A 13,232-nucleotide genomic window follows, 5' to 3' on the forward strand; every position below is an offset into this window, starting at 1 on the left:
AATCCCGGTTTTGGATTTGTAGAGATGGATCGAAACGACCGAGAAGTTAGGAGCCGAAGCTGGACAATAAAATTTTAAATGATGATTGTCAGTTATCTAGTTTTGAAGGAATAATCCTTTTAACTAAAAATGGTCTGGTGGCGATAGCGAAAAGGTCACACCCGTTCCCATCCCGAACACGGAAGTTAAGCTTTTCAGCGCCAATGGTAGTTAGGGGCTGTCCCCTTGTGAGAGTAGGACGTCGCCAGGCCAAACCCTAATAAGGGTTATTTTTTTGCCAAAATTAGTTGGCCCGTTGGTCAAGCGGTTAAGACACCGCCCTTTCACGGCGGTAACACGGGTTCGAATCCCGTACGGGTCACCAATATGGAGGATTAGCTCAGCTGGGAGAGCACCTGCCTTACAAGCAGGGGGTCGGCGGTTCGATCCCGTCATCCTCCACCATAATTTATATGCCGGCCTAGCTCAATTGGTAGAGCAACTGACTTGTAATCAGTAGGTTGGGGGTTCAAGTCCTCTGGCCGGCACTCTAGAACGAGCCATTAGCTCAGTCGGTAGAGGATTACGGAAGCTTGCAGTACAGAGCGATACATCCTTGAATAGTAAGCTGTAGTAATCTGCGACAAATCACAAAGAGATTTGAAGCACAATTACGACTTAAAACGAAATTTAGGAAAATTCATTTTTTTTCGAGCCATTAGCTCAGTCGGTAGAGCATCTGACTTTTAATCAGAGGGTCGAAGGTTCGAGTCCTTCATGGCTCACCAGATAATTTGCGGAAGTAGTTCAGTGGTAGAACACCACCTTGCCAAGGTGGGGGTCGCGGGTTCGAATCCCGTCTTCCGCTCCAATTATTGCTGGTGTGCGGAACTAACAGACACAGGTCTTAAGATCATCGACACCACATATACAAGCGTGCGCCCGTAGCTCAATTGGATAGAGCGTCTGACTACGGATCAGAAGGTTATGGGTTCGACTCCTTTCGGGCGCGCCATTTACAAACGGGAAGTAGCTCAGCTTGGTAGAGCACTTGGTTTGGGACCAAGGGGTCGCAGGTTCGAATCCTGTCTTCCCGACCATGCTATCTACTTAATAATGGGGCCTTAGCTCAGCTGGGAGAGCGCCTGCCTTGCACGCAGGAGGTCAGCGGTTCGATCCCGCTAGGCTCCACCATATAACATAATTCTTTTTAGTTTGATTAGGCGGCGTAGCTCAGCTGGCTAGAGCGTACGGTTCATACCCGTAAGGTCGGGGGTTCGATCCCCTCTGCCGCTACCATGCTTTAATAGAATCTTATTATTCGGAGGAATACCCAAGTCCGGCTGAAGGGATCGGTCTTGAAAACCGACAGGCGGGTCAAACCGCGCAGGGGTTCGAATCCCCTTTCCTCCTCCATTTATTAAATATTATTGTCGCGGGGTGGAGCAACGAGCGTTACTTCACTGAATAAACTGCGAGTTGTACCGATCGAGTAGCTGCTTGAATCAGCTTTCTGAGATCGGGACAGTCCTAATACTCTCTAGGAGCATAGGAAAAATCTTATAAATATTATTGTCGCGGGGTGGAGCAGTCCGGTAGCTCGTCGGGCTCATAACCCGAAGGTCGCAGGTTCAAATCCTGTCCCCGCAATATGGTCCGGTAGTTCAGTTGGTTAGAATGCCTGCCTGTCACGCAGGAGGTCGCGGGTTCGAGTCCCGTCCGGACCGCCATTTTTTTCAGTAGTTAAAAACTACTGTTGATATATAGTTTATTTGTGGCTCAGTAGCTCAGTCGGTAGAGCAAAGGACTGAAAATCCTTGTGTCGGCGGTTCGATTCCGTCCTGAGCCACCATTTTTATACCTTTTTACTGAATATGGTGGGGTAGCGAAGTGGCTAAACGCGGCGGACTGTAAATCCGCTCCCTGTGGGTTCGGCGGTTCGAATCCGTCCCCCACCACCATTATAGGGGTATAGTTTAAAGGTAGAACAGAGGTCTCCAAAACCTCCAGTGTGGGTTCGATTCCTACTACCCCTGCCAATAATTATGGCGGTTGTGGCGAAGTGGTTAACGCATCGGATTGTGGTTCCGACATTCGTGGGTTCGATTCCCATCAGCCGCCCCATAATACTTTTTATTGACATAAGTACAAGTATTTAGATGATGTCGGAATATTTAACTACAGAAGTAGTTACACGGTAGCGCATTCATTTGCAATTAAATGTTCCTGCGGTGATTATTCATGAAGCAAACTCAAAGAGGATATTCATGATGAACCTTCAATGGGCTATAGCCAAGCGGTAAGGCAACGGACTTTGACTCCGTCATGCGTTGGTTCGAATCCAGCTAGCCCAGCCATTTTTTGTTGGCGGCATAGCCAAGTGGTAAGGCAGAGGTCTGCAAAACCTTTATCACCGGTTCAAATCCGGTTGCCGCCTCCATACAGATGAATATTATTTATTTGCGGGTGTAGTTTAGTGGTAAAACCTCAGCCTTCCAAGCTGATGATGAGGGTTCGATTCCCTTCACCCGCTCCATAATGTGGGCCTATAGCTCAGCTGGTTAGAGCGCACGCCTGATAAGCGTGAGGTCGATGGTTCGAGTCCATTTAGGCCCACCATTTCTATATAATTATTCCGCAGTAGCTCAGTGGTAGAGCTATCGGCTGTTAACCGATCGGTCGTAGGTTCGAGTCCTACCTGCGGAGCCATTTTTGTCCTTAATTTCTTCCTGCATATACATATATTAAAATCCCCCATCTATTCTTATTACTTTCTCTAACTTAAATCCTAAAAAAAAAGAATCGCCATGATGACAACTCCCATATTATTTCATATGAATTTTAATCATTTTTCTTTTGGACACAAATTTATATCATTTGTATGAGCTTTAATAGACTTAAATGTTAATAGAGATTCCTTTGTTATAGCCGAAGTTGGAAATCAATGGTAACGACAGCTATCTCATGAGACTATCTCAAGCTGAAAAAAGAGAAAAAGCGGTCTCATAAAGGGTTCATGAGACCACCACAAGCAGAAAAAAGAGAAAAAGCGGTCTCATAAAGAGTCCATGAGACCATCTCAAGCAGAAAAAAGAGAAAAAGCGGTCTCATAGTGAGTTCCTGAGACCATCTCAAGCAGAAAAAAGAGAAAAAGTGGTCTCATAGAGAGTTCATGAGACCATCTCAAGCAGAAAAAAGAGAAAAAGCGGTCTCATAAAGAGTTCCTGAGACCACTACAAGCTGAAAAAAGAGAATATAAAACCAGCTTTTCTAAATAACCGGCACCCAACCTTCTTCTGTGACAAAAATCCGGACTGCGACAACTTTTCTTATATATCCAAGATTTATAGAAAATATCAAAAGTCTATTGGGGGAATTTTCATGGAATGAAGCGACAAAAGGGAAGGATATTGTTGTATATAAGCGGACAATGCATTTGATATTGTAAAAGGCTCTGTGCTTGTATTGGCACTGACTGTCACTTGAATCCATGCGAAAAATACATTTGCACGATGAAGATATTTTTCACATAGTACCAAACTTTTATCCGTAATCCTTTCTTCAGTGGTGTTGAAACGAGAATAATATACGAGTATAATAGGATGATTCTGTATGTGCAGATAATTGGATATTAAAGGGTGGCGTGTAATGAAAAAAAGGATAGTAGATATTGTTTTTATAGCGTTAGGCTCATTGATTTTTGCACTAGGAGTTAATCTATTTATTATTCCAAACGAGCTCGGAGAAGGCGGAGTGACTGGGATCACCATTATTGCGTATTATCTATTTGAATGGTCTCCAGGTTTAGTGAACTTAGTACTTAATTCACTTCTGTTGATTGTTGGCTATAGATTTTTAAGTAAAACGACAACGATTTATACGATTATTGCTGTTGTACTTCATTCTCTATTCTTGCATTTAACGAAGGGCTGGAGCATTCCATCAGATGAAATAGTCGTGAATGCGATCTTCGGCGGCCTCTTCGTAGGTATAGGAATAGGCTTAATCATTCGTGTTGGCGGAACAACTGCCGGTACGACGATCTTAGCAAGAATCACACATAAATATCTCGGCTGGAGTATAAGCTATGGTTTGTTATTTTTTGATCTAATTGTCGCATTTTCTTCGTATTTTATTATCGGTGCTGAAAAGCTGATGCTTACGATTATGATGCTTTATATTGGTACGAAGGTCATGGAGTTCATTATTGAAGGGTTAAATCCTAAAAAGGCTGTAACGATCATATCTGATGTGCCGGACGAAATTGCACAGCAAGTGAATGATAAGATGAACAGAGGTGTGACCGTTTTTGCCGGCAGCGGCTACTATACAAAAATGCAAAAAGATATTTTATATATTGTGATAAGCAAACAAGAAGTCGTTAAGCTGAAGAAAATTGTTAACGATGCAGACAAGAGCGCATTTGTTGCTATACATGATGTTCGAGATGTTTTTGGAGAAGGCTTTGGAAGAATATAATCAAATGAAAAGGATGTTTGAAACGATGGCTTGACCACAGTTTCCAGCATCCTTTTTTGAATGGGCTGATCACCTTGCAAAAAGGTTTATTTCATCTCTTATAATATAGTTTTATTCTCAAATCTAAAGGATTATTTATGGAAAACTAATCGACTCCACTTTTCGAGGGTATGAAATATGAAGTAACCCATTATTAACTTGTATATGCATTAAATGAGCCTGTGTTGCTTCTGGCAGTTCAATGACTCGTTCAAATTCACCGTATACTCTCTCTCTTTTCATTTCCATTTCTAGTGGTAATACAGGATTTATTTTGCCACTAATTTTTAAATGTGTATTCGAGATTAAGTTGAGTGAAAGATCCTCTTGATTCACTCCCGGTATTTCAAAAATAATAAAGTTATAGTTTTCATTTTGGTACATATCAAATATGGGATTAGGCATCTTTTCTTTAAAAAATTCATCAGGATGTTTTTGCTTGAGTACACTAGACCAAAAATCACTATTTCTATATTCATTCGTAATCTCTAGCCATTTTCTCATCTTTTCTATGTCCATCGTAATACTCCTTTATAATAGATTAGAGATAGGAAAAGAAGGGTTAGCTATTTGATCCTGATCACTAACATCTGGATCTATAGTTCCTGTGTTTAAAAATGAACATGTTGGTGAAAAATCACCGAACGAATTGTTTGAACCGAAAAATTTACTATTAGCAGTATGACTGTTATGAACAGTAGGACCTATATCAATATTTCCGTTTTGAGTAGTTCCATTCACCTTTAAATTTAAGATATTTATTACACTGGGCATGTCAAATATCTCCTTTATATTAAATTGGTGGCAGTGGTTGCCCCGGCATATTTACATTCGCAGTATCAGCATTTCCAATTGCAGATTGGTCGTTCACATCAGGATCAATAAATATATTTTCCATCATTGCTTCAGTCGGTGAAGTATCACCATATGAAGAATTAATTCCTTGTGATTTGCTACTGGCCGTGTGACTATTATGAGTTGCTTCTCCTATCGTAATAGACCCATTACCCGAAATACTGTTGACTTTTATATAATATAAATTGATTACAATCGAAGGCATCATTATACACCTTTCTATTCTGCGTTTTATAGGTACTATATGCGATCTGTTGCCCATATGTGCAGGTGCCACCTATTATCACCTCTCAATGTATACAGGTTAATGGTATGCTATAATAGTTAAACTTGAGCTTTTCTTATTAGAGGTGAAAAATTTGCAAAAAGAAACAAAACAGAGATCGGTCGTTCTCGCCTTATTAATTGCAACCTTTTTGACAGCCATCGAAGGTACAATTGTCAGCACGGCGATGCCAAAAATTGTAGAGGATCTTGGCGGTAGCAAGCTTTATACATGGGTTATTTCTGTCTATTTATTAGCTGTGGTGATTAGTACGCCTATTTTTGGAAAACTAGCAGATTTATATGGCAGGAAGAGAATGTTTACGATTGGAACGATTATTTTCCTAATCGGATCAATGCTTTCGGGACTCTCACAAACAATGGAACAGCTCGTCATGTTTCGTTTGATTCAAGGACTAGGAGCAGGTGCACTTACAACGATTCCGTTTACAATTATCGGTGATGTGTTTGAATTCAAGGAGCGAGCAAAAATTCAAGGCATGATTAGCAGTGTTTGGGGAATTTCTGGGATAATTGGTCCACTTGCAGGCGGCTTTATCGTCGATACGATTACTTGGCATTGGATTTTCTTTATGAACCTGCCTTTTGGAGTTATTGCTTTAATTTTATTATCGATATCCTTACACGAGAATCTTGAGAAGAAGAAGCAGATTATTGATTATGCAGGTATTACGACGTTTGCGATTTGTATGTCGTCCTTCTTATACGCTTTAACATTATTAAAAGAGGATAGATCATTAACGACAAGTATTTCTGCCTTATTAGCAGTTTCACTGATCACCTTTTGTTTATTTTTCTATATTGAAGCAAAGGGAAAAGAGCCGATGCTGCCGCTTTCCTTATTTAAAATCAAGTTTATTACGATTTCGAATATTGCCGGCTTTTTATTAGGGTTTATTCTCGTTGCCATCACCTTTTATATTCCGTTATGGGTGCAAGGTGTAACAGGTTTAAACGCTACCTATTCTGGTATTGCAATGCTGCCTATGTCGATTACTTGGCCGCTTGGTGCGGTCTTTACAGGCAGATGGCTTGCAAAATCACCGATTGGGCGAGTGGCTGTAATCGGAATCTCTTTAATTATTGTCGGATGTATTGGATTAACTTTCTTTAGGTCGGGGACAACGATTCCGTTCATGATGGCAGATACAGCAATCTTGGGCTTTGGTTTCGGTTTAGCGATGACATCCTTTACCGTTGCTGTTCAATCAGCTGTTGATTGGAATATGCGTGGAGCAGCAATGGGTTCACATACATTAATGAGAAATTTAGGGCAGGCAATTGGGATCGCTGTTTCAGGACTATTGTTGAGTGATAAACTTTATGGTCATGCTTTAGAATCAAGTTTGCATTCAGTTTTCACGATGCTGATTCTATTAGCGGTTAGCGCCCTCGCTGTAACTGGCATTCTACTTCGTCAAAAAGAACCAGCGCTTAGCTGCTAGGTTATGAAAATATGGGCATTTTTATAGTAAACGCTATCTACTGCCCAAGGTAGAATACAGGTGTTTTTAGCTTAATCATTCGTTCTCGTTGTTTTACAGTATTAAAGGATGTTATCATCTTATTAATAATGTAAAGAAAGGAAGAAAGCGATGTCTTTGGAAACGGTGAAGGCTCATTTTAAAAAATGGAATCGTGAGGCAGACATTTTAGAGTTTGAAACATCAAGTGCGACAGTTGAACTGGCTGCTGAAGCGATTGGCTGTATTCCTGCGAGAATTGCAAAAACTTTATCATTCAAGGGTGAGGGCGATCAAGCAATTCTAGTAGTTGCAGCAGGTGATGCCAAGGTTGATAACAAGAAATTCCGCCAAGCTTTTGGCCTAAAAGCGCGTATGCTTTCGGCTGATGAAGTGGTGGAGCAAACTGGTCATATCATTGGCGGTGTTTGTCCATTTGGATTGGCAAATGAATTAGACGTCTATTTAGATATCTCGATGAAACGCTATGAGACTCTTTTTCCCGCCTGCGGCAGTTCAAACTCAGCTATTGAGTTGACCCTTGATGAAATATTTGAATACTCATCTGCTAAAGAGTGGGTGGATGTTTGTAAGGGTTGGGATGAGGAACAGTTGAAAGAGACAGTCGCTTCCAATACCAATCAGCATTAATTTTCAAATTAGGCTGTGTTAAAGCTCAGTGTTGATACTGCTATTTAGTTGTTGATTCTCGATGCAGGCGCGAGTTCCTCGAAAATGCTAACGCATTTTCTTCGTGAGGTGATTATTCTAGGAAGCTTATTCAATGTCCTGCGGGAGAAGAGAGTCAAAGGGAGACCCCGCATGAGTGATAGCTACGAGGAGGCTTCTAGACCGCCCTCGATCACTAAGTGCCTGCATCGGAAATCAACAGGGAAGCTTAAAGTATCCTCAAATTAAATTTAATATTATATCTGTATACAAAACATGGAAATACCTAATCCCAATACTGTCTTAAAAGACAATATAGGAATTAGGTATTTTTTTTTAACCAAAAAAAGGTTATTGATAGACATAAAAAACTATATTATATATAATTTTCCTATTGGAAAAATTGGATTAGAGCAAGAAACTGCGTAGAAAAATGAATATTTAGGAGAACAACTATGAGAAAAAGCTTAAAGATTCAAATGTTAATGGTATTTTCAATTTTGCTTTTGGTTTCATGTTTGATTATTAGTTTACTTATTTATCAATCGTCATTAGTGTTAGTAAAGGATGCTGTTGGTAATCAAGCATCAAATATTGTGGAACAAGCTGTTTCGGTCATTGATATAGACCGCTATGAAAAGCTTACAATTGATTCTAAAGAAGAAGGCTATTACAGAGAGTTACGCAAAGAATTAAATTCGATCAGAGAAATGAATGGTATGACCTATTTATATACGATGTCACGTGTGAAGAACGGTGAAGGGTACGATTACTATTATATGGTTGACGGGGAGCCATTGGATTCTGATGAGGCATCCAAATTAGGGGAGAAAGAAGAGCTTGTTGATTCCTATCCTGAAATGAAGCAGGCATTTGAAACAGGGCATATCCAATATCAGTTATCAAATGATAAAGAATACGGAGCATTGATTACTGTGTATGCACCGATAAAAAATGATGCAGGTGAAGTGATCGGGATAATTGGATCAGATATGGATGCTACGGAAATTTATCAATCAATGGATGCCAATAAATTAAAAATGATTGCTATCACCCTTGCCGTTTTAATAGCAGGAATTATAATCGTCTATTTTTTCACGGACTATTTAACGAGGCCTTTAAGAAAACTAACATCACAAGTAAAGCAAGTTGGAAAAGGAGATTTAACGGTAGTTATCGATACTGATCGAAAGGATGAAATCGGTCTATTAACAAAAACCTTCCAACAAATGGTTCACGAATTAAAAACGGTTATACAAGGAATAAACAAGAGCTCTAGCCAATTAATCGAGACTTCTGAACGACTATCGATAAAAAGTGAAAAAGCAAGTGAGGTCAGTAATCAGATTTCAGCTTCTATTCAAGAAGTTTCAGAAGGGGCCTATACTCAGTATAAAAGCTCGGAAGAAAGCGCCGCAACATTAGAGCAAATGTCAAAAGGAATACAGCAGGTTGCAGAAACATCTTTAAATGTTTCGCAATTATCATCTGTTAGCTTGGATAATGCAAACCAAGGAAATAGAAGCATTGAAAAAGTAATTCATCAAATGAATGTGATTAATCAGTCTGTCCAATTGTCTGCAAATGCGATTAAAACATTGGAGAGCCAGTCAAATGAAATATCATTAATTATTAATATGATTCGTGATATCTCTGCACAAACGAATTTACTAGCACTTAATGCTGCGATTGAAGCGGCTAGAGCGGGTGAATCTGGAAAAGGCTTTGCGGTGGTTGCTGAAGAAGTTAGGAAACTTGCCGAGCAGTCAGAGAAATCAGCCAACAGTATATCCATCTTAATTTCTAAAATAAACGAGGATACGAACCGCACTGTTCAGTCTATGGATGTTGTGACTGGAAATGTGGAAGACGGAATTATAGCTGTTGAGGAGGCAGGAAAATCATTTGAAAGTATACTAGAGTCCATTCAGAGCGTTGTTTCTCATATAAAAGATGTGTCCCTGACTTCAGAGGAAATGTCTGCTTTTTCAGAGGAAATAACAGCAGGGGTTATGGAAACGACAATGCTAGCTAATAAAGCAGCTAAAACGACAGAATATGTTGTCGAACGAACAGTTGAACAAGAGAACTTTATTCTTGATATTTCATCCTCCATTACAAAATTAAATAAAATGGCTGGAGAATTAGATGAATTAGTAGGAAAATTTGATTTGTAGCAGTAAAGAATATAACAAATATTATTTCAGATCCTGGGGTTGCCCCAAAAGGTGTCTGGCATCCACACAATACACTTTATCTAGAATCTCACTCGCTTATTGATACTAGATATTGTTCGTGGTGCCTGACACCTTTGCTTTTGGGACAACCCTATCTTTTTTATTGTATTTTTTATCCAATTTTGGTTTGTCACTTCTTGTTTCCTGGTCTAGGTACTTAGCATTTTGCATAATCTTTATGTAGTTTCGATCATTTTTTCAATGGATAGGGTTTAGGGTAACAGCTGTTTCATATGATAACCTGAGGTGGTGTTATGGATAAAATTACATTCCTTCTTTTTATGTACACGGATGTATGTATAGTTCTTGGACTCTATGTTTATTTATTCAGAATGAAAAAGCTAATCGGGTTTCAATTAGGGATGAATATTAGTGTTGTAATGGGAGGAATGACCGCTTTACTATTTGGTGTATTACTCATACTGCAATATCCGTTTCATTTCACGTGGATAACGATTATCTCCACATTAGCAGGGTTAGTGACGGGGGCATTGTTTGGACGGTTATTCGATTATCAAACGTTTGTGACGGGTTTAACGAATGGAATGATCGTTGGATTGATGGCACCGATGATTGGAACAGTTTTAGAAATGACCTCGGTATTTGTATGGTTTGTTCATCTTTTTTTTGCTTTGTGTTTACTCACTATTCTTATTTCAATTAAAAGGTCGTGAAGTAAACTGTGCTAATCATTATGTTATTTAGTTGGAATCTTATTGGATTAGGTTTTGTATACAGGATTTTCAAAAAGAAACATTTGTTATTTGATGATCGATTTTCGATGACGATGTGTATGGCCATAACAATGACCTCTTCTTTTATCTTAGCACTTCACATTGAACTATTGCTTCCTTCCTCTCTAAAGGCTCTATTTCTAATCCCGATTATACTTGGATTACTAATCGGCTGGAAATTCGGTTCACTCATAAAAGCTCCAGCTCTGCTAACCAGTATCTATAATGGCACAATGGGAGGAATTATGGGAACAATGCTCGGTGCTGTGCTTCAAAATCCTGCGCTATGCAATATACCGATCGAGTCAGAAGCAATGATTGCGACGAATATGTATAGTCTTGCTCTCTTTACTACCTTCCTTCATACACTTGTGATTCATTTTATTCGTTATTCCTTTAAGGTGTAAGGTAATTCTTAATCCGTCATGAAGGAGGAGAAGAAAATGAGGGTATTTGTTGTTGCCATCTTATTGGTTGCGGGATTTATGGCTTTCTATTTCTTTTGGCCCCAATCATTAGATTTACCGAAAATTGGCCATGTGAAGGATTCGGCACTTACTGAAGTGAGCGGAAAGGAATTTTCCAAACAGAAAAAACCAAAACTTATTACTTTCTTCTTTACAAATTGTCCAGACGTTTGTCCTACCACAATAATTGACTTAAAAAAACTACAAAAATTAATGAAGGAAAAAGGAATATCTGATGATCAGTATCTTATTCTAGCAGTGACATTGGACCCGGAATACGATACGAAAGAGAGAATTTTAGAGTATAAAAATGCTTTTGAAATTTCGAGCTCCAATTGGCTGTTCTTGAGAGGCTCTGAAGAAGAAACAAAGAAATTTGCTCAAAACTTCAATATGATATATGAAAAAAATCAAGATGGGTTTGTTGTTCATTCCACAACTATGTATGTGGTGGATTCGAATGAACAAATAAGAGCCATTCATGATATGGCGACAGGTGATCAACGAGTGAATATCAAGAAAATTGCAGATCATTTAATACAGCTAATGGATTAACGGAAACAAGATTGTGTTTTTTGCTTATTAACAAAATTATCTAATTTTCATAGATTGGAAAAAAGGAGTTATTTGGAGGATAGCAATCATGCAGAAAGAGTTAGAGGAATTGGCGAAGGAGAGAAAAATAGAACAGAAATCGAAGCCTACTCAATCATTTTCTTCACCAACAAGTGCAGTGTCCTTAGAAGAGACTAGAATTCTTTCCGAATATATTGATCAGCAAAATTTGTTCAAGATAATTAGTCAAGAAAAATCACTCCGGAAGCCCCTTACACTTAAGAAATTTTTCAAGATGAAACGAAATCAAGAAGTGGTGATTTCCTCTGTTATCGAAAAAGATGTAACTGTGAAGACAGAGGGAAAAGTCGCAGCAATTGGAAGAGATTTTGTTATGGTAACTAATTTACAGAATCGAATCTGGATTCCTTATATAGCCATTGAATCTGCTACAATCCCCTTTGGTTTTCCTACTTATTCCAACCCCCATCAACATCATATATATGATAATCAACTGCAGCAAAAGCTGATGCTTAAATTTGGTGAGACAGTGGCTAAAAAAGAAGAGCTGGTTCGTCAGTTTTTTGAAGAAACTCTCCGAACAAATCTTCATTCATGGAGAGAAATGTGGGTAGAAGTAAAAACAGCTGAGAAAATATTTTTCGGAAAAATAACGGAATCGACAAAAGATGAGCTAATCCTTCAGCTTTTTAAGAAAAATATTAAAATCCCATTTAACGACATACGGTATGTGTCTACGGTGGGGCTGTTTCCGTTATGGAAAAAAATACTGAAATTAATGTTTGACTCTTCGAATAAATAAAACATGAAATTACTTATAAAAGGGAGGCATTTTGATGGCTCACAAAGATGACGACTTCTTTCGGGAATTAAAAAAGCTGGAAGGGGAACAATTGCTTGTGATTACACGGGCTGTTCAGCTTGACTTATTAGGTCAAGTATTTCGGCCTGTTTTTTGTGGTACGGTTTCGGAAGTGCAAAAAGGGCATATAACACTCTCACCAGTCATAATTAAAATGGTTAATGCTCCATTTTATAAATTCCCTATTCCACTTAGTATTCCTCTTGAGCAAATTGTATCTTTTTCAAAAGAAGTCCCATGTGATGCAGTGTTTCCATTAGCATAATTGAGGGGGAAATGTGAATGAATCAACAGAGTGAATTTAAAGCAATTAATGATATTAGAGAGGAAGCTATTGTCACTCATTTTAGAAAAAATAAAGACAAAAAAGTGTTTATACTAACGGAATCTTTTCCATTTATGTTTATCGGGAAAATTAAAGAAGTATTGGATGATACAGCTGTATTGGATGTGCAAACGACATCTGTCCCTGCTTTAGAAGGAAAAGAATGGATCCTGCATATCGACGCTATTGAAGTTTTTTACATTGAAACAGGTATTGGTCCGAAAATACCTGATTTGAAAGATTAATAGAAAAGAGGAAACTC

The 13,232-nt window shown here is 38.8% G+C and carries 13 protein-coding genes, 21 tRNA genes and 1 rRNA gene; 32 read left to right on the plus strand and 3 right to left on the minus strand.

From position 1 onward, the window contains the following. Positions 1–133 precede the first annotated feature (133 nt). The 23 genes from rrf to FSZ17_RS02225 all read left to right on the plus strand — a co-directional run bounded on the left by rrf (position 134) and on the right by FSZ17_RS02225 (position 4,458). Positions 134–250, plus strand: a 5S ribosomal RNA gene (rrf, locus tag FSZ17_RS02115). A gap of 39 nt (positions 251–289) precedes the next feature. Then, a tRNA-Glu gene (locus tag FSZ17_RS02120) sits at positions 290–364 on the plus strand. A gap of 4 nt (positions 365–368) precedes the next feature. Next, positions 369–444 (plus strand) — tRNA-Val (locus FSZ17_RS02125). Between the two features lie 10 nt (positions 445–454). Next, positions 455–527: transfer RNA gene (locus tag FSZ17_RS02130), tRNA-Thr, on the plus strand. Positions 528–691: 164 nt separating this feature from the next. Beyond that, positions 692–767: transfer RNA gene (locus FSZ17_RS02135), tRNA-Lys, on the plus strand. A gap of 8 nt (positions 768–775) precedes the next feature. Then, positions 776–850: transfer RNA gene (locus tag FSZ17_RS02140), tRNA-Gly, on the plus strand. A gap of 67 nt (positions 851–917) precedes the next feature. Continuing rightward, a tRNA-Arg gene (locus FSZ17_RS02145) sits at positions 918–994 on the plus strand. 8 nt (positions 995–1,002) lie between these two features. Further along, positions 1,003–1,079: transfer RNA gene (locus FSZ17_RS02150), tRNA-Pro, on the plus strand. Positions 1,080–1,097: 18 nt separating this feature from the next. Then, a tRNA-Ala gene (locus FSZ17_RS02155) sits at positions 1,098–1,173 on the plus strand. A gap of 28 nt (positions 1,174–1,201) precedes the next feature. After that, positions 1,202–1,278, plus strand: a tRNA-Met gene (locus FSZ17_RS02160). A gap of 24 nt (positions 1,279–1,302) precedes the next feature. Then, a tRNA-Ser gene (locus tag FSZ17_RS02165) sits at positions 1,303–1,395 on the plus strand. 160 nt (positions 1,396–1,555) lie between these two features. Continuing rightward, a tRNA-Met gene (locus tag FSZ17_RS02170) sits at positions 1,556–1,629 on the plus strand. A gap of 3 nt (positions 1,630–1,632) precedes the next feature. Then, positions 1,633–1,709: transfer RNA gene (locus tag FSZ17_RS02175), tRNA-Asp, on the plus strand. Positions 1,710–1,755: 46 nt separating this feature from the next. Continuing rightward, positions 1,756–1,831 (plus strand) — tRNA-Phe (locus FSZ17_RS02180). A gap of 24 nt (positions 1,832–1,855) precedes the next feature. Next, a tRNA-Tyr gene (locus FSZ17_RS02185) sits at positions 1,856–1,940 on the plus strand. Positions 1,941–1,944: 4 nt separating this feature from the next. After that, positions 1,945–2,018, plus strand: a tRNA-Trp gene (locus FSZ17_RS02190). A gap of 9 nt (positions 2,019–2,027) precedes the next feature. Continuing rightward, positions 2,028–2,103, plus strand: a tRNA-His gene (locus tag FSZ17_RS02195). A gap of 158 nt (positions 2,104–2,261) precedes the next feature. After that, positions 2,262–2,336, plus strand: a tRNA-Gln gene (locus FSZ17_RS02200). A 9-nt stretch (positions 2,337–2,345) separates the two neighbouring features. Next, a tRNA-Cys gene (locus tag FSZ17_RS02205) sits at positions 2,346–2,419 on the plus strand. 22 nt (positions 2,420–2,441) lie between these two features. Then, a tRNA-Gly gene (locus FSZ17_RS02210) sits at positions 2,442–2,515 on the plus strand. A gap of 6 nt (positions 2,516–2,521) precedes the next feature. Then, a tRNA-Ile gene (locus tag FSZ17_RS02215) sits at positions 2,522–2,598 on the plus strand. A 15-nt stretch (positions 2,599–2,613) separates the two neighbouring features. Beyond that, positions 2,614–2,688: transfer RNA gene (locus tag FSZ17_RS02220), tRNA-Asn, on the plus strand. A gap of 939 nt (positions 2,689–3,627) precedes the next feature. Beyond that, positions 3,628–4,458 (plus strand): YitT family protein, encoded by an 831-nt coding sequence (locus tag FSZ17_RS02225; protein WP_057775442.1) that lies wholly within the window; start codon positions 3,628–3,630, stop codon positions 4,456–4,458. Between the two features lie 135 nt (positions 4,459–4,593). On the opposite strand, the gene FSZ17_RS02230 is transcribed toward FSZ17_RS02225, so the two are convergent. From FSZ17_RS02230 to FSZ17_RS02240, 3 genes are read right to left on the minus strand one after another with little or no spacing between them, the layout of a single operon-like run. Beyond that, positions 4,594–5,016, minus strand: a complete 423-nt coding sequence (locus tag FSZ17_RS02230; RefSeq protein WP_057775444.1) for an Hsp20/alpha crystallin family protein — start codon at positions 5,014–5,016, stop codon at positions 4,594–4,596. A 12-nt stretch (positions 5,017–5,028) separates the two neighbouring features. After that, positions 5,029–5,271, minus strand: coding sequence for a spore germination protein (locus tag FSZ17_RS02235; RefSeq protein ID WP_057775446.1), 243 nt, complete (start codon positions 5,269–5,271; stop codon positions 5,029–5,031). A gap of 19 nt (positions 5,272–5,290) precedes the next feature. After that, positions 5,291–5,557, minus strand: coding sequence for a spore germination protein (locus FSZ17_RS02240; protein ID WP_057775448.1), 267 nt, complete (start codon positions 5,555–5,557; stop codon positions 5,291–5,293). 154 nt (positions 5,558–5,711) lie between these two features. Between FSZ17_RS02240 and FSZ17_RS02245 the strand changes: the two genes are divergently transcribed. The 9 genes from FSZ17_RS02245 (at position 5,712) to FSZ17_RS02290 (ending at position 13,215) form a co-directional block, all read left to right on the plus strand. Continuing rightward, a complete protein-coding gene (locus tag FSZ17_RS02245) occupies positions 5,712–7,082 on the plus strand; it encodes an MDR family MFS transporter (RefSeq protein ID WP_057775450.1) in 1,371 nt (456 codons plus the stop codon). A gap of 150 nt (positions 7,083–7,232) precedes the next feature. Continuing rightward, positions 7,233–7,751 carry a YbaK/EbsC family protein gene (locus tag FSZ17_RS02250; RefSeq protein ID WP_057775452.1) on the plus strand — a complete coding sequence of 173 codons (519 nt, stop codon included), beginning with the start codon at positions 7,233–7,235 and terminating at the stop codon, positions 7,749–7,751. 473 nt (positions 7,752–8,224) lie between these two features. Beyond that, positions 8,225–9,946 carry a methyl-accepting chemotaxis protein gene (locus tag FSZ17_RS02260; protein ID WP_057775453.1) on the plus strand — a complete coding sequence of 574 codons (1,722 nt, stop codon included), beginning with the start codon at positions 8,225–8,227 and terminating at the stop codon, positions 9,944–9,946. A gap of 314 nt (positions 9,947–10,260) precedes the next feature. Continuing rightward, entirely contained in the window at positions 10,261–10,680 is a 420-nt protein-coding gene (locus FSZ17_RS02265; protein ID WP_057775455.1) for a hypothetical protein, read from the plus strand. Positions 10,681–10,688: 8 nt separating this feature from the next. After that, positions 10,689–11,147 carry a hypothetical protein gene (locus FSZ17_RS02270; RefSeq protein ID WP_228460268.1) on the plus strand — a complete coding sequence of 153 codons (459 nt, stop codon included), beginning with the start codon at positions 10,689–10,691 and terminating at the stop codon, positions 11,145–11,147. A gap of 36 nt (positions 11,148–11,183) precedes the next feature. Beyond that, positions 11,184–11,762 carry an SCO family protein gene (locus tag FSZ17_RS02275; RefSeq protein ID WP_057775457.1) on the plus strand — a complete coding sequence of 193 codons (579 nt, stop codon included), beginning with the start codon at positions 11,184–11,186 and terminating at the stop codon, positions 11,760–11,762. Positions 11,763–11,850: 88 nt separating this feature from the next. After that, the gene (locus FSZ17_RS02280) at positions 11,851–12,585 is read left to right on the plus strand and encodes a hypothetical protein (RefSeq protein WP_057775460.1); all 735 of its coding nucleotides are present in this window, start codon (positions 11,851–11,853) and stop codon (positions 12,583–12,585) included. Positions 12,586–12,619: 34 nt separating this feature from the next. Further along, positions 12,620–12,910 carry a hypothetical protein gene (locus FSZ17_RS02285; RefSeq protein ID WP_057775463.1) on the plus strand — a complete coding sequence of 97 codons (291 nt, stop codon included), beginning with the start codon at positions 12,620–12,622 and terminating at the stop codon, positions 12,908–12,910. 17 nt (positions 12,911–12,927) lie between these two features. Further along, positions 12,928–13,215 (plus strand): hypothetical protein, encoded by a 288-nt coding sequence (locus FSZ17_RS02290; protein WP_057775465.1) that lies wholly within the window; start codon positions 12,928–12,930, stop codon positions 13,213–13,215. Positions 13,216–13,232: the final 17 nt, after the last annotated feature.

This window comes from Cytobacillus dafuensis (genome assembly GCF_007995155.1).
In the GTDB taxonomy this organism is placed as follows: domain Bacteria; phylum Bacillota; class Bacilli; order Bacillales; family Cytobacillaceae; genus Cytobacillus; species Cytobacillus dafuensis.

What these genes read in the sequence shown, in the direction of transcription:
- FSZ17_RS02225 (WP_057775442.1), top strand. Translation starts at nt 3,628, where the DNA reads ATGAAAAAAAGGATAGTAGATATTGTTTTTATAGCGTTAGGCTCATTG.
- FSZ17_RS02230 (WP_057775444.1), bottom strand. Translation starts at nt 5,016, where the DNA reads ATGGACATAGAAAAGATGAGAAAATGGCTAGAGATTACGAATGAATAT.
- FSZ17_RS02235 (WP_057775446.1), bottom strand. Translation starts at nt 5,271, where the DNA reads ATGCCCAGTGTAATAAATATCTTAAATTTAAAGGTGAATGGAACTACT.
- FSZ17_RS02240 (WP_057775448.1), bottom strand. Translation starts at nt 5,557, where the DNA reads ATGCCTTCGATTGTAATCAATTTATATTATATAAAAGTCAACAGTATT.
- FSZ17_RS02250 (WP_057775452.1), top strand. Translation starts at nt 7,233, where the DNA reads ATGTCTTTGGAAACGGTGAAGGCTCATTTTAAAAAATGGAATCGTGAG.
- FSZ17_RS02260 (WP_057775453.1), top strand. Translation starts at nt 8,225, where the DNA reads ATGAGAAAAAGCTTAAAGATTCAAATGTTAATGGTATTTTCAATTTTG.
- FSZ17_RS02265 (WP_057775455.1), top strand. Translation starts at nt 10,261, where the DNA reads ATGGATAAAATTACATTCCTTCTTTTTATGTACACGGATGTATGTATA.
- FSZ17_RS02275 (WP_057775457.1), top strand. Translation starts at nt 11,184, where the DNA reads ATGAGGGTATTTGTTGTTGCCATCTTATTGGTTGCGGGATTTATGGCT.
- FSZ17_RS02280 (WP_057775460.1), top strand. Translation starts at nt 11,851, where the DNA reads ATGCAGAAAGAGTTAGAGGAATTGGCGAAGGAGAGAAAAATAGAACAG.
- FSZ17_RS02285 (WP_057775463.1), top strand. Translation starts at nt 12,620, where the DNA reads ATGGCTCACAAAGATGACGACTTCTTTCGGGAATTAAAAAAGCTGGAA.
- FSZ17_RS02290 (WP_057775465.1), top strand. Translation starts at nt 12,928, where the DNA reads ATGAATCAACAGAGTGAATTTAAAGCAATTAATGATATTAGAGAGGAA.